The sequence below is a fragment of the Streptomyces sp. NPDC031426 genome (assembly GCF_055581585.1).
This window is the reverse complement of record NZ_JBVIJE010000028.1, coordinates 92549-106923: the sequence shown is the minus strand read 5'-3', so window position 1 is coordinate 106923 and position 14375 is coordinate 92549. Positions and strand designations below refer to the sequence as shown.

The following is a 14375-nucleotide window of genomic DNA, read 5'->3' as shown; positions in this document are numbered from 1 at the left end:
TTGAGTTCTCAAGGAACGGTCGCTTCCTTTGTACTCACCCTCTCGGGCTTTCCTCCGGGCGCTTCCCTTCGGTGTTTCCGACTCTATCAGATCTTTTCTCGATCCGATTTCCTCGGTGCTTTCCAGGTTTCCGCGTTTTCTCGCGGTTTCCTTTCCGGCGGTTCCGACTTTATCAGAAGTTCTTGGCCGGTCTGACCGGCCGCTCATTTCTGAGTAATCGGGAGACGCTTCTTCGAGATGTCATTCACGACTTCTCTTGAAGCTCATAGAGTCTAACCTTCGCCGGTGAACTTGTCCAGTTCCAGGCAACTGTTTGAATCTACCTCCCCGCGCCACCCGTGTCAACGGGTCTTGCGGAGCGAAGAGGAGACTAGCAGCTCACAGGGGTGGAACGCACATCACGCCGCGGTGGGCAGCGAGGCGCTGCGGTCCGCCGCTTCTAGATCGCCGGTCTCACCTGCGCGTACCGCTCGGCCGCCCAGGACGTAGACGTACGCCAGGAAGGCCAGCTCAGCCAGGACACCGATTCCGATGCGGGCCCAGGTGGGCAGGCCGGACGGCGTGACGAAGCCTTCGATGGCGCCGGAGACGAAAAGGACCAGGGCGAGTCCGATCGCCATGCCTACGGCCGCGCGTCCTTCTTCGGCGAGAGCGGTGCGCCGGCTGCGGGGGCCGGGGTCTATGAGTGTCCAGCCCAGGCGCAGTCCCGTACCCGCGGCGACAAAGACTGCCGTCAGTTCGAGCAGGCCGTGCGGAAGTACCAGTCCCAGGAATGTGTCGAGTCGGCCGGCGGAGGACATCAGGCCGAAGCCGACGCCCAGGTTGAGCATGTTCTCGAAGAGGATCCAGAGGACAGGCAGGCCCAGGAAGACGCCCAGGACCAGGCACATCGCGGCTGCCTGCGCGTTGTTCGTCCACACCTGGGCGGCGAAGGCCGCCGCGGGATGGCTGGAGTAGTACGTCTCGTACTCGCCGCCGGGGCGGGTCAGGTCACGCAGTCGGCCGGGCGCCGCGATCGACGACTGGACGTCCGGGTGAGTGCCGATCCACCAGCCCAGGAGAATCGCGATGGCAGTGGAGACCAGTGCCGTGGGAACCCACCAGTGGCGGGCGCGGTAGACCGCGGCCGGGAAGTCCTGGCCCAGGAAGCGGGTGACGTCACGCCATGAGGCGTGGCGGGTGCCGGTGACGGCGCTACGCGCGCGTGCCACCAGTTGGCTGAGCCGTCCTGTCAGCTGCGGGTCCGGGGCGCTGGACTGGATGAGGGACAGATGGGTGGCGGTGCGCTGGTAGAGGGCGACGAGTTCGTCGGCCTCGGCGCCGGTGAGGCGGCGTCGGCGGCGGAGCAGGGTGTCGAGGCGGTCCCATTCGGCTCGGTGTACGGAGACGAAGACGTCCAGGTCCATCGGGTCTGCCTGCTCCTCGGCTGGTCGTCGACTGCTCGTCGGGGATGCTCTCGATCGCGGTCAGATAGTCGCACTGGGGCGCGATGTGCCCACAGCTTGGCAGACTTGCGCTTCCGGGGGCAGATCAGGGAAGGACGGCGGGCGTGAGTGAGCTGGTGACGGGCGAGGCGGTGGCGCTCGAACTGCGGCCGGCAAAGCTGCCGAGCAGGGCGCTGGCCGTGTTGCTCGATCTCGTGGTGGCCGTGGTCGCCTACGTCGTCGTCACCATCGTGGTGGTGATGTCGACCGCGTCGCTGGACGAGGCCGCGCAGGTGGCCCTGTCGATCGCGACGTTTCTGCTGGTGCTGGTCGGCGGGCCGATCGCGGTGGAGACCCTCAGCCATGGGCGTTCGCTGGGGAAGCTGGCGTTCGGGCTCCGCGTGGTGCGGGACGACGGCGGGCCGATCCGGTTCCGGCACGCGCTCGTGCGGGGCGCGATCGGTGTGGTCGAGATCCTGCTGACGTTCGGTGTGATCGCCTGCATCGCCTCACTGGTGTCGGCACGCGGCCGAAGGCTCGGTGACGTGTTCGCGGGCACGCTGGTCGTGCGTGAGCGGATACCGGCCGGTCGGGCCGGCTTTGTTCCACCGCCGCCTCCGTGGCTGGCCGGGCGGTTCGCCGAGCTGGATCTGTCGGCGGTGCCGGACGGGCTGTGGCTGGCGGTTCGGCAGTACCTGACCCGGCTCGGGCAGCTCGATCCGCAGGTCTCGGCAGCGATGGCCCAGCGGCTCGCCGCCGACCTCGCGGCGCGGACGGGGGCCGCTGTGCCGCGGGATCTTCCGGCGGCCGCCTTCCTGGCCGCCGTGGTGCACGAGCGGCAGTCGCGTGAGGCCCGGCAGGCTTTCGGCGCGATGGGATTCGCCCCACAGGCAGCCGCGCCCGGCGCACCGGCCGCTTTTCAGCCCCCGGTTTCCGCCCAGCCGCCATTCGCTGCTAAGCCGCCGGTTGCAACTCAGGCGCCCGCTGTGGCGGCCGGGTCGCAGAATCCCTCTCAGCCGGACCGGCCGCAGGGATGGGCTCAGCCGCCGCAGGCGCCGCTTCCGCCGTCGGCCGTACCTCCGCGGGACGAGCCGTCTGCGGACCGCCCGGCCACCGGTTTCGCACCACCGGCGTAGGAGGCGTCGAAGCGGCGGGCCCGCTCCTCTCCCTCCAGTCGTCTGTTCGGGCGGGAACTGGCCCGGCGGTCTCTCGGTCCCGGCGTTCAGTCGAACCTCGACGGCGGTGACTGGAGGTCCTCCAGCTCGATCCCGGGTGCGGCCAGGACGACGTCCCCGGCGATGTGAACGGTGTGCCGCTCACCCGTGTCCAGGGCTGTGACCTGGTATTCGTCCACGGCCAGAGGGCCGTTGTCAGTGGCGTGTGCTTCGCTGTTCACCAGGGCCCAGGACTGGTCCACGGTGCGGGGGGCGAGGACCGGGTCAGTGAAGGCGACCAGGCGTACACGGGTCGCGGCGGACGAGGGGGTGAGGCGCAGGAGACGGGCGGTGGCGACGAGGAACGCGGGGGACGTGCCGGTGAAGGCGTGGGCGCGCACATTGCCTTCGGTGGCATGGGTTCCGGTGGGATCGGTGCGGACCCAGGTGACGCCGTCGAGGGCGGCTCCGCGCACCTGCCACTCCCCGGCGTGGAGTTCGAGACGGATGGGGCGGCCGAGATCGTCCAGGGCGAGGTCGACCGAGCCGCGGTGATCGCCGGCGGGGCTGGTCAGCCGGGAGACATAGCGCCAGCCGGAGGGACCGGGGGCGCACTGGAAGTGTTCTTCGCCGAGGGGGGTGTGATCGTGCGGATCGTAGAGCGAATAACGGCCGCGGGGCATGGGGGTCCTGGGTCTTCGACGGGCTGACGGGTCCGGCCGGAGCGCCGGTTCCTCCGGTGCTGTCCGGACGGGACCGGCCAAAGGGGCAGGCCCCCGGCACGGGGGTGCGGGGGCCTGCCTCGGGGGCCTGCTGCCGGGGAGCACGTGGTGCACCGGTGTGCTCCCCGGCGGGCGGGACTACGGAGTCGCCGGCTCAGTAGCGGTAGTGGTCCGACTTGAACGGGCCGTCGACCTCCACGCCGATGTACGCGGCCTGCTCCGGGCGCAGCTTGGTGAGCTTGACGCCGAGCGCGTCCAGGTGGAGGCGGGCGACCTTCTCGTCGAGGTGCTTGGGCAGCACGTAGACGCCGGTCGGGTACTCGTCGGGCTTGGTGAACAGCTCGATCTGGGCCAGGGTCTGGTCCGCGAAGGAGTTGGACATCACGAACGACGGGTGACCGGTGGCGTTGCCCAGGTTCAGCAGGCGGCCCTCGGACAGCACGATGATGACCTTGCCGTCCGGGAACTTCCAGGTGTGGACCTGCGGCTTGACCTCGTCCTTGACGATGCCGGGGATCTTGGCGAGGCCGGCCATGTCGATCTCGTTGTCGAAGTGACCGATGTTGCCGACGATCGCCTGGTGCTTCATCTTCGCCATGTCCGACGCAAGGATGATGTCCTTGTTGCCGGTGGTGGTGATGAAGATGTCGGCGGTCTCCACGACCTCGTCCAGGGTGGTGACCTGGTATCCGTCCATCGCCGCCTGCAGGGCGCAGATCGGGTCGATCTCGGTGATGATCACACGGGCGCCCTGGCCGCGCAGCGACTCGGCGCAGCCCTTGCCCACGTCGCCGTAGCCGCAGACGACGGCGGTCTTGCCGCCGATCAGGACGTCGGTGGCGCGGTTGATGCCGTCGACCAGGGAGTGGCGGCAGCCGTACTTGTTGTCGAACTTCGACTTGGTGACGGAGTCGTTGACGTTGATCGCCGGGAAGAGGAGGGAGCCCTCGCGCTGCATCTCGTACAGGCGGTGGACACCGGTGGTGGTCTCCTCGGTGACACCGCGGATCTCCGAGGCCAGCTGGGTCCACTTCTGGGGGTTCTCGCCCAGGGTGCGGTGCAGCAGCTGGAGGACGACGAGGTGCTCGTCGGACTCTGCGGTGTCCAGGGCCGGGACCTCGCCGGCCTTCTCGTACTCGACGCCCTTGTGGACGAGGAGGGTGGCGTCGCCGCCGTCGTCCAGGATCATGTTCGGGCCGCCGGTGACGGTGTCCGGCCAGGTCAGCGCCTGCTCCGTGCACCACCAGTACTCCTCCAGGGTCTCGCCCTTCCAGGCGAAGACCGGGACGCCCTGCGGGTTGTCGGGCGTGCCGTTCGGGCCGACGGCGATGGCGGCGGCCGCGTGGTCCTGGGTGGAGAAGATGTTGCAGGAGGCCCAGCGGACGCGGGCGCCGAGGGCGACCAGGGTCTCGATGAGCACGGCGGTCTGCACGGTCATGTGCAGGGAGCCGGTGATGCGGGCGCCGGCGAGGGGCTGGGCCTCGGCGTACTCCTTGCGGATCGCCATCAGGCCGGGCATCTCGTGCTCGGCGAGGGTGATCTCCTTGCGGCCGAACTCGGCCAGCGAGAGGTCGGCGACCTTGAAGTCCTGTCGGTTGTCGACAGTCGTCATTGCGAGCTGCTCCTCGGTGTCGGATCGAGGTGGGGGTACGGCTGGTCTGCGCGGCGGCGGACACACGGGTGCCCGAGATGAGGACACTGGCATGCCCACGTGCGCGCAGCGCAGTCCGTCGGAGGCCCTCTCTCCCTCGGTCGGTCCGCGAGGGACCGCCCGACCGCCATCAGCAGCGACGTCTGGCTCCGTCCCAAGCTACACCGGACGGCCCGTTCGGCCCCAGTCCGCCTCCGTGCGGTTCGAGCCGTCCGGAAGGCGGTTTCGGCGGGTGGGGAGAGGGCAGGAGCGGGCCGGCGGAGGTGCGAATGACCGCGGGGCGGGAGTCCAAGGACCGTGACAAAAGGGGACTTTCACGCCCTTGGGTCTGGGGCGGGGTGGTGCAGGATGCAGGGGACCGGGGCCGTCCGGTCCGCTCGCGGGGGTGTCCGGGACGGTGCCTCGTAGCGACGAAGGTGTGAGGAGACAGACGTGACGAGTCCGGCCGGCCCTCCCTCCACGGGTGGCCGCGATGACGAGCGGCGGCAGGTGAAGCTGCTGGCGGTGACGGCGTGCCCGACCGGCATCGCGCACACGTACATGGCGGCGGAGAAGCTCGCACAGGCCGCTGCGAGCCGTGGCATCGAGATGAAGGTGGAGACCCAGGGATCCATCGGGGCCGAGAACGTCCTCGACGACAACGATGTCAGAAGCGCGGACGGGATCATCGTCGCCGCCGACAAGGACGTCGACCTGAGCCGTTTCGCCGGCAAGCGGGTGCTGACGGTCGGGGTCGCCGAGGGCATCCACCATCCCGAGCAGCTGATCGAGCGGGTGCGGTCGGCGCCCGTGCACGCGCCGGACGGGACCGTGAGCGGTTCGGCGGCGGTGACCTCCGGTGGTGGCCGGGAGCGGGGGCCGGTGTACAAGGCGCTGATGAACGGCGTGTCGTACATGATCCCGTTCGTGGTCGTGGGCGGTCTGCTGATCGCGGTGTCGCTCGCGCTCGGCGGCCATGCCACGTCGAGGGGCTATGTGATCCCGGACGGCACCTTCTGGGCGCATGTCAACGCGATCGGCGGGATCGGCTTCCAGCTGATGATCCCGGTCCTGTCCGGCTACATCGCCTATGCGATCGCCGACCGGCCCGCGCTGGTGCCGGGCATGATCGGCGGCTGGATCGCGAACACGGGCGCGCTGTACGACTCCAAGGCGGGCGCGGGCTTCATCGGGGCGATCGTGACCGGGTTCCTCGCCGGGTATCTGGTGCTGTGGATCAAGAAGGTGCGGGTGCCGAAGTTCGTGCAGCCGATCATGCCGATCATCGTGATCCCGATCGTCGCCACGACGGTGCTCGGGCTGTTCTTCGTCTACGTCATCGGCAAGCCGATCTCCTGGGTGTTCGAGCATCTGACGAGTTGGCTCGGCGGGATGACGGGGACGAGCGCGATCCTGCTCGGCGCGATTCTCGGGCTGATGATCGCGTTCGACATGGGCGGGCCGGTGAACAAGACGGCGTTCCTGTTCGGGGCCGGGTTCATCGCGAGCGGCAACCAGACGGTGATGGGTATGTGCGCCGCCGCGATCCCGGTGATGCCGCTCGGGCAGGGACTGGCCACGCTGATCCGTCGGCGACTGTACAGCGAGCAGGAGCGGGAGACGGGGCTCGCGGCGCTGTTCATGGGGTGCTTCGGTATCTCGGAGGGCGCGATTCCGTTCGCGGCGGCGCGGCCGGCGCAGGTGATTCCGGCGAACATGCTGGGCGGGGCGGTGGCCGGTGCGGTTGCGGGGCTGGCCGGGGTGAAAGACGCGGTGCCGCACGGGGGACCGATCGTGGCGGTGCTGGGTGCGGTGAGTGGGGTGCCGATGTTCTTCGTCGCCGTGGTGATCGGTTCTGTGGTGACCGCGCTCGTGACCGCGGGTCTGGTTGGGGTGAGTGGGCGCCGGGGGCGGGCTGTTCCTGTCGGTGCGGGTTCAGGAGTGGTGGGGATCGGGTTCCCGCCTGCACCACTCGTGCGGCAATCGTCGTCGGGTACGGGTGGCGCCGGTGGGGGGTTCTCGCCGTCGCCGGGTGCCGAAGGCGTCGGTGAGGGGCCTCCCGGGTCGGGGCAGGTGCCTGCGGGGGTGGTCGTGGCTGGGCGGGCCGGGGCGGGGGCCTCGGGGGGCGGTGCTGGTGCCGTGGTCTCCGGGGGCTCGGTCCGGGTGGGCGCCGTTGACGACTCCGAGGAAGCGGAGCAGCCGGAGGGAGCCCAGGGCGCCGGCCAGGCTGGAGCCGCTGCGGCTGAGGGGGATGGGTCCGTGGTGCTGTCCGGCTACCTCGGTGAGCGGACCGTGAAGGGCGCGCTCCGGGCGGTGGAGAAGGAGGCCGCTGTCCGGGAGATGGCGGAGTTGCTCGCGCGGAGCGGGCGGGTCTCCGATGTGGACGAGTTGGTGGCGACCGCACTGCGGCGGGAGGAGCAGGGGACGACCGGGCTCGGTGAGGAGATCGCGATCCCGCACGCCAAGACGGACGCGGTGACCGCCCCGGTCGTCGGCTTCGCGCGCTCCGCCGAGGGGGTCGAGTGGGGCTCGCCGGACGGTACGAAGGCCCGGCTGGTCTTCATGATCGCCGTACCGGAGGCGGCCGCGGGCGACGAGCATCTGCGGATCCTCGCGCTGCTCTCCCGCAAGCTGATGGATCCCGGCTTCCGGGAGCGGCTGCTGGCGGCGCCGGACGGGCGCGGGGTGCTCGACGTGCTCGGTGAGGTCGGGTGAGCCGACGCGGCTGAAGGGAGCGGTGGGGCGGGAAAGGGTGCGAGTATCCCCCCGCCGCACAGCCCGTTCACAAAGTGGCGCTATTCTCCGCGGCCTTGGATGGGTCGCTCGGGGAGGAAGAGGCATGGCGGGCGGAAGACGGGGGCGGGGGCTGGGGATGGCGGCGGTTGTGGTGGGGGTGTTGGGGCTGGTGCTGGCCGTCGGGGGCTTTGGGTGGCTGCGGGAGGCGTACGGGGTCTCCACCGTGGGTGGCAACAGCATGAGGCCGACGTACGGACGGGGTGACCGGGTCGTCTGGGAGCGCGTCGGCGGGAGCGAGGTGCGGCGCGGTGACGTGGTGGTGTTCACGCCGCCGGAGTCCTACGGGTTCGACGGGCCCCTGATGAAGCGGGTCGTCGGCGTGGGTGGGGACCGGGTGCGGTGCTGTTCGGTCGCGGGTTCGCGGGAGCGGGTGACCGTGAACGGGAATCCGGTCGAGGAGCCGTATGTGTACGGCGGCGACGCCGACGGCGTGCACCGGCCGTATGACGTGAAGGTCCCGGAGGGGCGGCTGTTCCTCCTCGGTGACCATCGGGCGGACTCCCAGGACTCGCGTTTCCACCTGGACGAGCAGGGCGGGACGGTGTCCGCGGACGCGGTGCTGGGCCGGGTGACGGACGACCGCACGGTCCCTGCCCTGCTGGTGGCGGCCCTCTTGCTCGGCGGCGTGTTGCTGCTCACCGGCATCGGCCTGGGCATCGGCTTCCTCGCCGTACGGCGGCGGAGGGTGCCGGAGCTGCCGCAGATGCCCTGGCCTGTGTCGCCGAGCGGGAGCTGAGGTCCCGGCTCAGTGGCCGGCGGCGTGCGGGGTCGGGCCGCCCGGGGTGGCCTCCGGGTCCGGGCCCTTGGCTGCCTCGGCCTCGCTGTAGATGTCCGGTTCCAGGTAGATGACGCGGGCGATGGGGACGGCGGCGCGGATGCGGGCCTCGGCGGCGTTGATGGCGCCGGCGACCTCGGCGGCCGTGTCGTCGTGCTGCACGGCGATCTTGGCTGCGATCAGCAGCTCCTCGGGGCCGAGGTGGAGCGTGCGCATGTGGATGACGCCGGTGACCGTTTCGCCGTCGACGGTCGCCTCCTCGATCTTCTTGATCACGTCCAGGCCCGCCGCCTCCCCGAGCAGCAGAGACTTGGTCTCGGCGGCCAGGACCAGGGCGATGCAGACGAGCAGGACACCGATGCAGACCGTGCCGATGCCGTCCCAGACGCCGTCGCCGGTGAGGACGGCGAGACCGACGCCGAGCAGGGCGAGGACCAGACCGATGAGCGCGCCGAAGTCCTCCAGCAGGACGACGGGCAGCTCGGGGGCCTTGGCGCGGCGGATGAACTGCGCCCAGCTCAGTCTGCCGCGCAGTTCGTTGGACTCCTTGATGGCCGTGCGGAAGGAGAAGCCCTCGGCGATGACCGCGAAGATCAGGACGCCCACCGGCCAGTACCAGTGCTCCAGTTCGTGCGGGTGGCTGATCTTCTCGTAGCCCTCGTAGATGGCGAACATGCCGCCGATGGAGAACAGGACGATCGAGACGAGGAAGGCGTAGATGAAGCGCTCGCGACCGTAGCCGAAGGGGTGCTGCGGGGTCGCCTCGCGCTGGGCCTTCTTGCCGCCGATGAGCAGCAGGAACTGGTTTCCGGAGTCGGCGAGCGAGTGGACGCCCTCGGCGAGCATCGAGGAGGAGCCGCTGAACGCGAACGCCACGAACTTGGATGCCGCGATCGCGAGGTTGGCGCCGAGTGCCGCCACGATCGCCTTCGTACCGCCTGACGCGCTCATGAGTCCGCGTTGTCCCTTCGCCTCTGAGGCCCTCGGAGCCCCCGTACGTCCACGCCGCCGGGCGCGCCCCGGCTTTGCCCGGCCTTTGCCGTGGGCCATTCTTGCAGCCCGACCGGGCTCCGCCGCGTCAGGTACCCACAACCCCGGTCATACGATCACAGTGGCCCGGAAGAGCGTGCCCGTGCCCGAGATCTCCGCCGTCTCGCCGGCCGGGACGAAGACCGACTGACCCGGGCTCAGCTCGTGTTCGCCGGCGCGGACCGAGCCGGCCGTGCAGAGCAGGATCTGCGGGGTGTCGAGGGTGAGGTCGTGGGCGGCGCCGCCCTCGGCGAGGACGTACCGGGAGAGGCGGAACTCGTCGATCGGTGTGTCGTAGACCTCCTCGCCGGCCGGGGAGGCCTCGGGGCGCAGTACGCCCGGGTCGCCGGCCTCGAAGCGGACGACGCGCAGGAGTTCGGGGACGTCGACGTGCTTGGGGGTCAGGCCGCAGCGCAGGACGTTGTCGGAGTTGGCCATGATCTCGACGCCGAGGCCGCTGATGTAGGCGTGCGGGATGCCGGCGCCGAGGAACAGGGCCTCGCCGGGCTGCAGGCGGACGTGGTTCAGCAGCATGGCCGCGATGACGCCGGGGTCGCCCGGATAGTGCTGGGCGAGCTCGGCGTAGGAGGTGTAGTCACCGCCGAGGCGGGCGCAGGCGGCGCTCGCCTCGGCGACCGTCTGCGCCATCTCCTCCGGGTCGGCGGTGAGGATCGCGGTGAGCACCTCACGCAGGGCCGCGTCCTCGGGGCGTGCGTGCAGCAGGTCGACGTACGGCTTGAGGGAGGCGACGCCGAGCCCGTCGAGCAGGTCGGCGGACCGGACCGGGTCGCGGAAGCCGCACAGGCCGTCGAACTCGGTGAGCGCGCAGATCAGTTCCGGCTTGTGGTTGGCGTCCTTGTAGTTGCGGTGCGGGGCGTCGACCGGGATGCCGCGGCGCTCCTCGTCGGCGTAACCCTCCCCGGCCTGTTCCAGGTTGGGGTGCACCTGGAGGGAGAGGGGCGCGCCGGCGGCGAGGATCTTGAGGAGGAAGGGCAGGCGCGGACCGAACTTCGCCACGGCGGCCTTGCCCAGCTCTGCCTCCGGGTCCGCGTCGATGACCTCGACCAGCGTCCCGCGAGCGGTGCGCGAGGGGGCTCCGGGGTGTGCGCCCATCCACATCTCCGCCTGCGGTTCACCGGTCGGCTCGACGCCGAGGAGGTGCGGGATGGCGGTGGTGGAACCCCAGGCGTAGGGCCGGATGGTGTTGTCGAGGCGGTCCATGTGTCTTCTCTGTCTCCGTACGTACGGCTGCCCGGCCGGCGTCGGTGACGGCGCCGGTTGCCGTGCTGATGGTGGGCGCGGGTCTTCCGGCCCGTAGCCAGATCAGGCCCTCGAAGCGAGCGCCAGGTAAACGGCGGCGAAATCCGTGACGGCGATCAGTTCAGCGAGGGACTCCAGTTCGCCGCCCTCCTCAGGTTCGAGTTCGCTGATCGGCGTGTCATGGCTGAGGGCCACGTCACGGGCGGCGGAGGCGGCCGTGAGGCCGCTGATCGGGCGGTCGCGGAGCAGCACCACGCGCGCGTGCAGCGCGGGCGGCTCCTCGACGCGGTCGCGGAAGAAGTCGTCGGGGTCGGCGCTGGCGGCCAGCGGGCCGGCCAGCAGGGCGCTGTGCGCGGAGAGCGCCTCGGGGAGTTCGGCGACGAGCGCGGGGCGGCCGGCGAGTTCGGCGAGGGCGGCGGCGAAACGGTGGCCCGCGGGGCCCGCCGAGGGCCCTTCCGTCCACACCACGGGAAGCGCGTCGGCTAGTTCGGCGGCGAGGGTCTTGGCCGGGTTGCTGTAGGTCGCGATGGCGGGGCCGCAGCGTTCGGCGATGTGGTCCAGGCGGTCGGCGACCTTCTCCAGGGCGTCCGGCGGGGCGCTGATCAGCCCGACCCGGTCCAGCAGCGCCAGCAGCGGGGTGAGCAGCGCCCAGAAGACGCCCGGGGAGGACGCGGCGAGCGGTTCCTCCTGGTCGTACGGCGCCGTCGCCATCGGTACGAACAACCCGTGGGCGCCGGTGACCGCCTCCGCGAGCGGGGTGCCGGCCGGGGCCACGGCGACGACCGAGCAGCCGCGGCGGTAGGCCTGGTCGGTGAGGAGGGACAGACTCGGTTCGGTGCCGTCCGGGGTGGCGATCAGCAGGAGGTCCACGGAGCCGGCCCAGCCCGGGAGCTCCCAGCGCAGGGCTCCCGCGGCGGGGGCGACGCCCGTTGGGGCCAGGCGGACCACGGGGCTGCCGACGCCGGCCAGGGTGCCGAGCAGGTCGGCGGTGTGGGTGGCGGCGGCGCCGGGGCCGGCGATGAGGACGGCGCGGGGGCGGCCGTCGGGCTTGAGGTCGCCGACGCCGGCCTCGATGGCGTGCCGGGCGGCGGTGCGGACGCGGGCGCCGGCCTCGGCGGCGCCGCGCAGCAGGCCTCGGCGGTCGGCCTCGGCGAGGCCCTCCGGGGTGTCGAGCAGCGATTCGTCCAGCATGGGCGGTTGCCTCCGAGCGCCGGGGTCCTGTGTGGGTTGTCTACGCCGTGAGAGGCGTCGTCACTGGGGGCGGCGGGCCTCGTCCACGAGGAGGACCGGGATGTCGTCGCGGACGGGGTAGGCGAGGCCGCAGTCCTGGCCCGTGCAGATCAGCTCGGTGTCCTGCTCCTTGAGGGGGGCGTGGCAGGCCGGGCAGGCGAGGATCTCCAGGAGGCCGGCTTCGAGCGGCATGGGCTGTCCCTTCGAGGGCGGGTGTCTGTCTGTGGATGTGCCTGGTCAGCGTACCGCTGGTGGACGGGCTGAGCCGGGCTGCCAGTACCGTCCAGGGGGCACCGCCCCCTGGACGCCGTTTGCCCTGCGGCTCAGCCCCTGATGATCGACAGGGCCTCGTCCCTGATCCTGGTCATCGTGGCCTCGTCCTTCGCCTCGGCGTTCAGGCGGAGGAGGGGCTCGGTGTTGGAGGGGCGGACGTTGAACCACCAGTCGGCGGCGGCGACGGTGAGGCCGTCGAGGTCGTCCAGGGTGACGTCGGCGCGGTTCTCGTACGCGGAGCGGATCGCGGCGAGGCGGTCGGCCTGGTCGGCGACGGTGGAGTTGATCTCGCCGGAGCCGACGTAGCGGTCGTACTGCGCGGTGAGGGCGGACAGCGGGCCCTCCTGGCCGCCGAGGGCGGCCAGGACGTGCAGGGCGGCCAGCATGCCCGTGTCGGCGTTCCAGAAGTCCTTGAAGTAGTAGTGCGCGGAGTGCTCGCCGCCGAAGATCGCACCGCTGCGCGCCATCTCGGCCTTGATGAAGGAGTGGCCGACGCGGGTGCGGACCGGGGTGCCGCCGTTCTCCTTCACGACCTCGGGGACCGTACGGGAGGTGATCAGGTTGTGGATGATCGTGCCCTTGCCGCCGTTGCGGGCGAGTTCGCGGGCGGCGACCAGCGCGGTGATCGCGGACGGGGAGACCGGGTCGCCGTGCTCGTCCACGACGAAGCAGCGGTCGGCGTCGCCGTCGAAGGCGATGCCGAGGTCGGCGCCCTCCACCGGGACGCGCTTCTGCAGGTCCACCAGGTTGGCCGGGTCGAGCGGGTTGGCCTCGTGGTTGGGGAAGGTGCCGTCCAGTTCGAAATACATCGGGACGAGGGTCAGGGGCAGGCCGGCGAAGACCGAGGGGACCGTGTGGCCGCCCATGCCGTTGCCGGCGTCGACCACGACCTTCAGCGGGCGGATGGAGGTCAGGTCGACGAGCGAGCGGAGGTGCGCCGCGTAGTCGTCCAACGTCTCACGGGTGGTCAGGGTTCCCGGCTGGGCGACCGGCTCGGGTGCGCCCGACTCCAGCCACCCCTCGACCAGTTCGCGGATCTGCGTGAGGCCGGTGTCCTGGCCGACCGGGGCGGCGCCCGCGCGGCACATCTTGATGCCGTTGTACTGGGCCGGGTTGTGGGAGGCCGTGAACATCGCGCCGGGCAGGTTCAGGGCGCCGGAAGCGTAGTAGAGCTGGTCGGTGGAGCACAGCCCGATCTCGGTGACGTCCACGCCGCGGTCCGCCGCGCCGCGCGCGAAGGCGCGGGTCAGGCCGGGGGACGAGGGCCGCATGTCGTGGCCGACGACGATGGCCGCCGCACCCGTCACCTCCGCGAAGGCGGCGCCGAAGAGCCCGGCCAGTGACTCGTCCCACTGATCCGGAACCACTCCACGTACGTCGTACGCCTTCACGATCTGCGACAGATCAGCAGCCACGGCCAACCCTCCTGAAAGTCCTATGGGTGCCCACAAACTACCCGTCCGGGGTAAGGGCCAGGTGTGCGGACACCAGGTGGAGGCCCAGTCGTAACCAGGGGCGGGTGCCGTGCGCCGGCTTGACGGGCGGAGCGGTGGGCTCAGTTGTCAGGGGAGCGCAGGACCCGCAGGTGGCCGCGGCGGGCGACCTCCATGGGGTCCGCCGTACGGCCTCCGCCGCCCGCCCCGGCCGCGCGCTCCTGGGGACGGGCCGCCTCGCGCACGGCGTTCGCGAGCGCTTCCAGGTCGTCTCCGCTGGGCCGCGCGGGGGCGGAGCCGTCGAGGAGGCGGACGACCTCCCAGCCGCGGGGGGCGGTGAGGCGTTCGGAGTGCTCGGCACACAGGTCGTAGCAGTGCGGCTCGGCGTAGGTGGCGAGCGGGCCGAGGACCGCGGTCGAGTCGGCGTAGACGTACGTCAGCGTCGCGACGGCGGGTCGGCCGCAGGCGGTGCGCGAACAGCGACGTACAGGGCTCACGACGTTGGACGGTACCGCACTCTTGAGCGGGCCGCGACGACTCTCCACCAGGTCACTCCACCGTGTCGGGCTGTGAAACACCCCACACACTCCTTCGAGGAGGCCATGTTGACCTGCAGGGACGGATTCTCGGCGGGTTTTGGGCGCGACTC

At 71.0% G+C, this 14375-nt stretch carries 12 protein-coding genes; 3 read left to right on the top strand and 9 right to left on the bottom strand.

Annotated features, from left to right (window positions below; genetic code table 11):
* Nucleotides 1-398: 398 nt before the first annotated feature.
* Nucleotides 399-1406 (bottom strand): stage II sporulation protein M, encoded by a 1008-nt coding sequence (locus ACZ5NH_RS37110; protein ID WP_468781656.1) that lies wholly within the window; start codon nt 1404-1406, stop codon nt 399-401.
* A 143-nt stretch (nt 1407-1549) separates the two neighbouring features.
* Here ACZ5NH_RS37110 and ACZ5NH_RS37105 point away from each other — a divergent pair, with 143 nt between their 5' ends.
* The gene (locus ACZ5NH_RS37105; protein ID WP_468781654.1) at nt 1550-2560 is read left to right on the top strand and encodes an RDD family protein; all 1011 of its coding nucleotides are present in this window, start codon (nt 1550-1552) and stop codon (nt 2558-2560) included.
* Nucleotides 2561-2646: 86 nt separating this feature from the next.
* Here ACZ5NH_RS37105 and ACZ5NH_RS37100 read toward each other — a convergent pair whose 3' ends face one another.
* Nucleotides 2647-3261, bottom strand: coding sequence for a hypothetical protein (locus ACZ5NH_RS37100; protein WP_468781652.1), 615 nt, complete (start codon nt 3259-3261; stop codon nt 2647-2649).
* A 193-nt stretch (nt 3262-3454) separates the two neighbouring features.
* Nucleotides 3455-4912, bottom strand: a complete 1458-nt coding sequence (gene ahcY / locus ACZ5NH_RS37095) for an adenosylhomocysteinase (protein WP_468781650.1) — start codon at nt 4910-4912, stop codon at nt 3455-3457.
* Between the two features lie 471 nt (nt 4913-5383).
* Here ahcY and ACZ5NH_RS37090 point away from each other — a divergent pair, with 471 nt between their 5' ends.
* Both ACZ5NH_RS37090 and lepB read left to right on the top strand, forming a co-directional pair.
* A complete protein-coding gene (locus tag ACZ5NH_RS37090) occupies nt 5384-7645 on the top strand; it encodes a fructose-specific PTS transporter subunit EIIC (protein ID WP_468781648.1) in 2262 nt (753 codons plus the stop codon).
* Between the two features lie 124 nt (nt 7646-7769).
* Nucleotides 7770-8462, top strand: coding sequence for a signal peptidase I (gene lepB, locus ACZ5NH_RS37085; RefSeq protein WP_468781646.1), 693 nt, complete (start codon nt 7770-7772; stop codon nt 8460-8462).
* A gap of 9 nt (nt 8463-8471) precedes the next feature.
* Here the strand turns inward: lepB and ACZ5NH_RS37080 are convergent, their stop codons facing one another.
* The 6 genes from ACZ5NH_RS37080 to ACZ5NH_RS37055 all read right to left on the bottom strand — a co-directional run bounded on the left by ACZ5NH_RS37080 (nt 8472) and on the right by ACZ5NH_RS37055 (nt 14271).
* Complete coding sequence (locus ACZ5NH_RS37080; protein ID WP_451554924.1) at nt 8472-9452, bottom strand: cation diffusion facilitator family transporter; 981 nt, start codon at nt 9450-9452, stop codon at nt 8472-8474.
* A gap of 147 nt (nt 9453-9599) precedes the next feature.
* A complete protein-coding gene (gene manA / locus ACZ5NH_RS37075) occupies nt 9600-10751 on the bottom strand; it encodes a mannose-6-phosphate isomerase, class I (protein ID WP_468781644.1) in 1152 nt (383 codons plus the stop codon).
* A 102-nt stretch (nt 10752-10853) separates the two neighbouring features.
* Entirely contained in the window at nt 10854-11981 is a 1128-nt protein-coding gene (locus tag ACZ5NH_RS37070; RefSeq protein ID WP_468781642.1) for an SIS domain-containing protein, read from the bottom strand.
* Nucleotides 11982-12041: 60 nt separating this feature from the next.
* A complete protein-coding gene (locus tag ACZ5NH_RS37065) occupies nt 12042-12212 on the bottom strand; it encodes a Trm112 family protein (RefSeq protein ID WP_351032664.1) in 171 nt (56 codons plus the stop codon).
* 131 nt (nt 12213-12343) lie between these two features.
* Nucleotides 12344-13708, bottom strand: a complete 1365-nt coding sequence (locus tag ACZ5NH_RS37060; protein ID WP_468781640.1) for a phosphomannomutase/phosphoglucomutase — start codon at nt 13706-13708, stop codon at nt 12344-12346.
* Nucleotides 13709-13848: 140 nt separating this feature from the next.
* Nucleotides 13849-14271, bottom strand: a complete 423-nt coding sequence (locus ACZ5NH_RS37055) for a DUF3499 domain-containing protein (protein ID WP_388631778.1) — start codon at nt 14269-14271, stop codon at nt 13849-13851.
* Between the last annotated feature and the right edge of the window lie 104 nt (nt 14272-14375).